Genomic DNA, 6,000 nt, shown 5'->3' on the forward strand with positions numbered 1-6,000 from the left:
CCGATCCATTGATGGCCAGTCTGCAGTTCGGGGCCAAGACGAAGATCAGCGTGTGAGGGTTCTCTTTATATAATAGGTACATACACGCAGAGTCCCATCTCATTTAAAGGGTGAAAAGAATTAATCGAGATATACGCAATTTTTTCGGGAAAAACTATCCATCTCCACGGGATAAGCAATGCCCTCTTTTGGAGGTTTATCATGATCAAACACATTCTTTTGACAATCTCGCTGAGTGCTTCAGTGGCTTCTTTCATCTCGCCGTTTTGCCGATTCCGGACAAAGGTCGGGCCGTCCGAGGCCGGCCGGTCGGGTGGCACCAGCGGATCTGGCGAAAAACCGCTGGCAAGTCTGGCGGGTGCGGAGAGGACGGCAAAGGCGGCCAAATAGCTCCAGCCTGGGGATATCGCCCAATTCAATACTCCGCTGGCGTAGCCAGCGGAGGCAGTTTTCACCGCTGTGCGACCCATTTGCGCAAACCAATGGTGAAGTCCTCACGATCTGGGAACTCTCATCCGCCATGTTCGTTACTGCTCCACATTATGGAGAGATGGGGGTCGGATGGATTTTTCGAGACGCAGGGACTGGGAAGCTCTAGCCAGCGCCCTCGACATCAACATCTATCAGCGTTCAAAGACAGTGTGGATTGCGGCTGGAAAGTACCGCGGCAAAGACATTGAAGTGAAAGGCCGCTCGCCAAGCATCGCACTCGCATTGTGGAAGGAAGCTGCGGGCTATACCGGCTCGGAGTGGTAGAAAGAGCGGTTCGTCAAGCCGCGCCGCTCAGGTCCAAGCGCACATGCGCAGTGCAAGGCGCAAGCATTGTTCAAGGCTTACGGGCCTGGAGATGTCTTGCGCTGTCCGCGTGGACAATCGTGACTTTAAGCGCGCCATGAAGCTCCAGACACGACAGCCTTGAACAAGTCGAGCCGTCGCGAACAAGTCGAGTCGTCGCAGAGAGGCGGCGCTGGATATCGATTTGACGGTCGATACCGGTACGCGACATGTGCGCGGATCAGTGCGGTCTTGCCGGCTTAGCTGTGCCGCCGGTGCTGCCGGTTTCGCCGCTGCCATCACGGGATCGGGATTGCCAAGCGGTACCACTTTTGGATGGATCGGCTGCCGCCAAGGGACAATTGACACAAACGGCACCTGGGGATGGCATTGGGCCATGCAAGGAGCGGGGCATCAGGAGCATTCTCCTGTGACGGTGGGCAATCCTTCAATGAGCGATGCAGAACGTGCTCCGCGCCTCGGCCACGGAAGATAGCCTTCTTCAGGCAATGAGCGGACTCATGGACTCTGACCCCGCCGACCACATTGAGCTAACCGCTGATATTGTTTCGGCCTATGTCAGGAAAAACCGGACGTCGCCTTCCGATCTGGTTGACCTGATCCAGAATGTCGGCCGTGCCTTGCAAAAGCTTGCCGTGGGCGATCACCAGCCCGAACCGAAACCTGTTCCAGCCGTGCCGATCCGCAAGTCGGTGACCCCTGACTTCATCGTCAACCTGGAGGACGGGCGCCGCATGAAATCCTTGAAGCGGTATCTTACATCCATCGGCATGACGCCAGCGCAATATCGCCAGAAATGGGGCTTGCCGCCGGATTATCCGATTGTGGCGCCAAATTTAACTGCGTTGCGCTCGGAGGCAGCCAAGAGGATCAGGCTTGGACAACGGAATGCCAGTGGCCGAACTTCCAGAGGCTAACCGAATGGAGCACAGGGCGAGGCTCCGGCAGTCCTCGCGCCGTTGCTCGTATCGTGACATTTGTTTTCTTCGGATCACAAATTTGACGTGCCCGCCCGATGCCAGCGGGACCAACAGCCAAATGGGGCTGGGGGCAAGGCGCAAATGGCCACGCTATTCTCACAGGCGTGCAATTGCTGGTCCCGATCGACACCATGCCCGATCGACGCCATGATTGAAGATTGCAACGCCTTTCCGCAAGGCATGCGCCTGGAGGCGGATGTGTGCATCGTGGGAGCGGGTGCCGCAGGCCTGGCGATAGCATCACAACTAGAAGGCACGCGGCATCGCATATGCGTCATCGAAAGCGGTGGCATGACGTACGAGCACTGGCGCCAACGGCTGTCGCGCGGGCTGTCCGTGGGTCAACCTTACGAAGCTCTTGATCTTTGCCGCCTTCGTCAGTTCGGCGGGAGCACAGGCAAGGCTGGTTGGGGCGGATGGTGCAAGATGTTGGATCATGGCGATTTCGAGCATCGGCCCTGGATACCCCTGAGTGGTTGGCCCGTCGCCCATAAATCATTACTACCCCATTATGAGACCGCAGCCCGCCTGCTCGGAATCGACGACCTGCTGACCGATTGGCCGACTTCCGCGGTCATGCCTGAAAACGGGCCGCTCTTTTCGGAACGCTGCTTTCTCAGTCCCACTCCGGATCTCGGAGCAACGCTTCGCAAGAAGCTTAAGGACGCAAAAAACGTCCAGGTCGTGCTGCATGCCACGGCGCTGCGGCTCGACACCGACGACTGCGGAAGGCGGGTTCGCTCCATCGAGGTAGCGAGTACGCCGAACAAACGATTCCAGATTGGTGCGCGATTTTTCGTGCTGGCCTGCGGCGGTATCGAAAACGCGCGCCTGCTCCTTGTTTCAAACCGACAGGCGCCGAATGGCATAGGAAACCAGTATGACCTGGTTGGCCGCTATTTCATGGAGCATCCCCGGGTAAAATGGGGAAGCCTGCAAGTCAGCCAGCCCGACAACATGATAGACCTCCACGTGCCCTGGACCCGCACGACCGGATTGTCGCCTGAAAACCGCGGCACCAATGATGCATTCGGACTGGCGCTGCGGCCCGAAATACGTGCAAGCGAGCGCCTCCTCGATTCCCGCACATGGATCAAGCCTGGGCCTTGCGTCAATCACATGGATGGTTCCGAAGCTTTGCAGTATCTTGCCTTCTGGCTGCGGAGAGGCCGGCTGCATCGCGACCTTATCAAATGCGGCCGAACTATCCTGATGCATCCGGCGGGAGCAATATCGGCAGGTTTCGAACGGATCTGGCACTCACGTCGGCGTGCAAGGCATTTTCATTTTGACACGATACTGGAACAAGAACCGGATCCGGCAAGCCGCGTCACGCTCGATACAAGGCTCGACGAGTTCAGTCTGCCCCGTGTGAAGCTGCAATGGAACGTGGGGCCTCTCGTCCGACGGACGCTTGAGCGTGTCCAGGCGATCATCACTGAAGAGATGAAGCGGCTGGGGCATAGAAGCGCCATTCATCCAGGCCAGGACAAAAACCCGGCGGGGGAGCGAGACATTCCATATCACTGGGTTCGACACCACATGGGCACGACGAGGATGAGCGACGACCCGCGAACCGGCGTGGTCGATAGTTCGTGCCAGGTGCACGGCCTCGCAAATCTGTTCGTCGCCGGCAGCTCGGTCTTCCCGACCGGAGGCAACGACATGCCCACCCTCACCATTGTCGCGCTCGCTATCAGACTGGGCCAGCACTTGCGGCAAAGCCTCGAATAAGCTCGCCTCCACCTTCGCCAAAGCGGTCAATCGACGAGGAAAGGGAGCAGGCTGCGACGTCTCATGCCGCAGGTCCGCCATATGGAATATGCCGGCTCCTGAATGTAATTTTACGCTTTGCCGAGAAAGTGTGCGCGTTTTGAGCGAAGGTCTGACCAACGGCTCACATAGCCACCCCTGTTCAGCTCTTTGTCGTAACGATTCTGGATGACCGCTACTTCCGTAGCTACCCCCTATTGGTAAGCGCATGGACTTCGAAGCCAACTATAATACTGCAACCACGACTTTTTCACTTTGATTGCTTGGGGAAACCGAAATTTTGGCCGCGCTGTGCGTTTTGTCACACCACCACCTCCGGTCCACAAGCTATTACTAAAGTGTTAAGGTATGGGTTTAAAAGCGAAATCTCCGTTGGGGCGAGATTTGCGCGGGGGTGAGTCATGACAAGTTTTTTGCCTGCGAATGATCGGACGGACAAAACTGATCTTGATCAATATCCATCTATTCTCGACGTCAATCGTCTCTCACCGTCCTCGGGAGAGGGAATCGAGATTGCAATCATCGATGGCCGGCCTTTGATGTGTGACTGCTTCAGCAGAAGCCTCGAAATCATCGAGCCATCATTTCATATCCAGCATTACGCGTCGGTCGAAGCGTTCGACATGGCGGATCCCGAAGAAACGCAGAGAGTTTCGACGGTCCTGATGTGTGTGATGTGGTCGAACTCCCAGGCGGACTATCATCTTTCCCAGATAGGCCATCTGAAAGCGACCAGGCCCGAGGTAGGGGTGGTCATCCTATCGGATATCGAGAACTTTGAGGACATTCTCAAAGTGGTCGAAAACGGCGCGCGTGGCTATATTCCTACCAGCGTCAGGTTGCAGGTGGCCGCCAAGGCCATCCAGCTTGTCGCGGCGGGCGGAACTTTCGTCCCGCCCAGTGTTCTCTTTCATTCAGGACGCGCCGTCACCGACGGTCAGTCCGCGACCAAGCAGCAGCCGCACGGAGACAACACTTTTACCTCGCGTCAGATGTCTGTCATCGAGGCATTGCGTCGAGGAAAGGCGAACAAGGTCATCGCGTACGAGCTCAACATGTGTGAAAGTACGGTCAAGGTACACATTCGGAATGTCATGAAAAAACTTCGTGCGAGAAACCGTACCGAAGTCGCCTACATACTCAACACAACGCCGTATGAAGGGATTGCCATACGGAATTGAAATATGGGTGCCGCCTCACTCAACGAGTAATGGTTCTTGACGGACCGTTTTAGTAGATGTGATTTGCTTGAGTTTGGGGAGCAGCCGCAACGGAAGCGGCTGCGAACCTTTGCAAGGGGGCGCTACCCAGGATGAAACAACCGCCCGTTCGATATCCAGGCCCGCAGACTGACGGGGAGATCACCTCCGTAGCTGATGCCAACCATATGCACGGGCCGGATTTGAAAAATATCGAGCATTTCAGCAATGTTAAGTCGTCCACGCTGATCGAGATAGACCGCCGCTGTCGTTGGTTGCATCTCAATGAAGGGGACGTCCTGGTCCCGGCCGGCGAAAGTGTCGACCGGCTTTTTTTTCTGCTCGAGGGCGAGCTTCGAGCGCTCGTTTATACCCGCAATGGCAAGATTGTGTCGCTCCCCCCTGCGCATCGTGGCTCGCTTGTTAACGGAATTGCCTTGAGCGGCGACATCCAGATGCCATATTCGGTCGAAGCGGCGGGACCATGCACTATCGCTTCGATCGGCAGTCGTGCCTTTCTGGACATAGTCAAGCAGGATCCTGAAGCCCTGCATGCGGTTGTACAATTGTTGGTGGAACGTCAGCAGGTGCTTGTCGAGCACATCGTTGAGCTTTCGACGCTCAACGTTCGGTCCCGGGTGCATAAGGAGTTGCTGCGCTTATGCGCTGAAGACATCGGAGCCGACGGTTCGGCGAGGATTTCTCCTATCCCGACCCATACGGATCTGGCCCACCGCATTGGCACCCACCGCGAGGCGGTGGCACGCGAGCTGAGCTACCTGCAAAACATCGGACTCGTGCTGCGCCACGCCAAAGAGCTTTACGTGCCTGATGTATCCCGTATCGCCGATCTTGTGGCAAAGTCGGACGACTAAATCGTAGGCGATGCGTCGGGGCACCTTTCGAGAGTGGTCGCGATCTCTGAGATTGCTGGGTTGCATTGGGACCGGACGTCGGTTGTGTTTGGGCTTGATCTACGCTGGCCCTGAGCGGCAGCCGCGGTGCTCCAAGGTGACTGATAGGCAGCTTCGCCTGCTCATTCGGCTAGTTCAAGACGACCGTGAACTCGCTCTGCGACCGACTTCAGGAATTGGTCGGACGTCGATGTCCATCCAAAGAGTATCTGAACGAGCGTGATCGAGGCATCATGATTGCTCCTTGGGGCGTCCCAAGCGAGATCGTGTCCCGGGGAGTGGTGTAGCTGACGGCATTGGTCGCCGTGCTCTCCGGCATGGGCCGGGCTGATCAGCGCG

General features: G+C 56.9%; 6 protein-coding genes. 5 read left to right on the forward strand and 1 reads right to left on the reverse strand.

From position 1 onward, the window contains the following. Positions 1 to 65: 65 nt before the first annotated feature. Positions 66 to 470, reverse strand: coding sequence for a hypothetical protein (locus FJ443_RS27755; RefSeq protein WP_140666429.1), 405 nt, complete (start codon positions 468 to 470; stop codon positions 66 to 68). 91 nt (positions 471 to 561) lie between these two features. Here FJ443_RS27755 and FJ443_RS27760 point away from each other — a divergent pair, with 91 nt between their 5' ends. The 5 genes from FJ443_RS27760 to FJ443_RS27780 all read left to right on the forward strand — a co-directional run bounded on the left by FJ443_RS27760 (position 562) and on the right by FJ443_RS27780 (position 5,622). Next, entirely contained in the window at positions 562 to 756 is a 195-nt protein-coding gene (locus tag FJ443_RS27760) for a hypothetical protein (RefSeq protein WP_140498455.1), read from the forward strand. 476 nt (positions 757 to 1,232) lie between these two features. Continuing rightward, positions 1,233 to 1,712, forward strand: a complete 480-nt coding sequence (locus FJ443_RS27765; RefSeq protein ID WP_318012505.1) for a MucR family transcriptional regulator — start codon at positions 1,233 to 1,235, stop codon at positions 1,710 to 1,712. 210 nt (positions 1,713 to 1,922) lie between these two features. Then, complete coding sequence (locus tag FJ443_RS27770; RefSeq protein ID WP_181175144.1) at positions 1,923 to 3,509, forward strand: GMC family oxidoreductase; 1,587 nt, start codon at positions 1,923 to 1,925, stop codon at positions 3,507 to 3,509. A gap of 440 nt (positions 3,510 to 3,949) precedes the next feature. Next, positions 3,950 to 4,729, forward strand: a complete 780-nt coding sequence (locus FJ443_RS27775; protein ID WP_140498453.1) for a response regulator transcription factor — start codon at positions 3,950 to 3,952, stop codon at positions 4,727 to 4,729. Between the two features lie 131 nt (positions 4,730 to 4,860). Further along, positions 4,861 to 5,622: a Crp/Fnr family transcriptional regulator gene (locus FJ443_RS27780; RefSeq protein ID WP_140498452.1), complete on the forward strand. Its 762-nt coding sequence runs from the start codon at positions 4,861 to 4,863 to the stop codon at positions 5,620 to 5,622. The last annotated feature ends 378 nt before the right edge of the window (positions 5,623 to 6,000 follow it).

Origin of the sequence: Mesorhizobium sp. B2-6-1 (genome assembly GCF_006440475.1) — a bacterium.
Classification (GTDB): Bacteria; Pseudomonadota; Alphaproteobacteria; order Rhizobiales; family Rhizobiaceae; genus Mesorhizobium.

Excerpts from the sequence above, each read along its gene's own strand:
- FJ443_RS27755 (WP_140666429.1), bottom strand. The coding sequence starts at position 470 with ATGGGTCGCACAGCGGTGAAAACTGCCTCCGCTGGCTACGCCAGCGGA.
- FJ443_RS27760 (WP_140498455.1), top strand. The coding sequence starts at position 562 with ATGGATTTTTCGAGACGCAGGGACTGGGAAGCTCTAGCCAGCGCCCTC.
- FJ443_RS27765 (WP_318012505.1), top strand. The coding sequence starts at position 1,233 with ATGCAGAACGTGCTCCGCGCCTCGGCCACGGAAGATAGCCTTCTTCAG.
- FJ443_RS27770 (WP_181175144.1), top strand. The coding sequence starts at position 1,923 with ATGATTGAAGATTGCAACGCCTTTCCGCAAGGCATGCGCCTGGAGGCG.
- FJ443_RS27775 (WP_140498453.1), top strand. The coding sequence starts at position 3,950 with ATGACAAGTTTTTTGCCTGCGAATGATCGGACGGACAAAACTGATCTT.
- FJ443_RS27780 (WP_140498452.1), top strand. The coding sequence starts at position 4,861 with ATGAAACAACCGCCCGTTCGATATCCAGGCCCGCAGACTGACGGGGAG.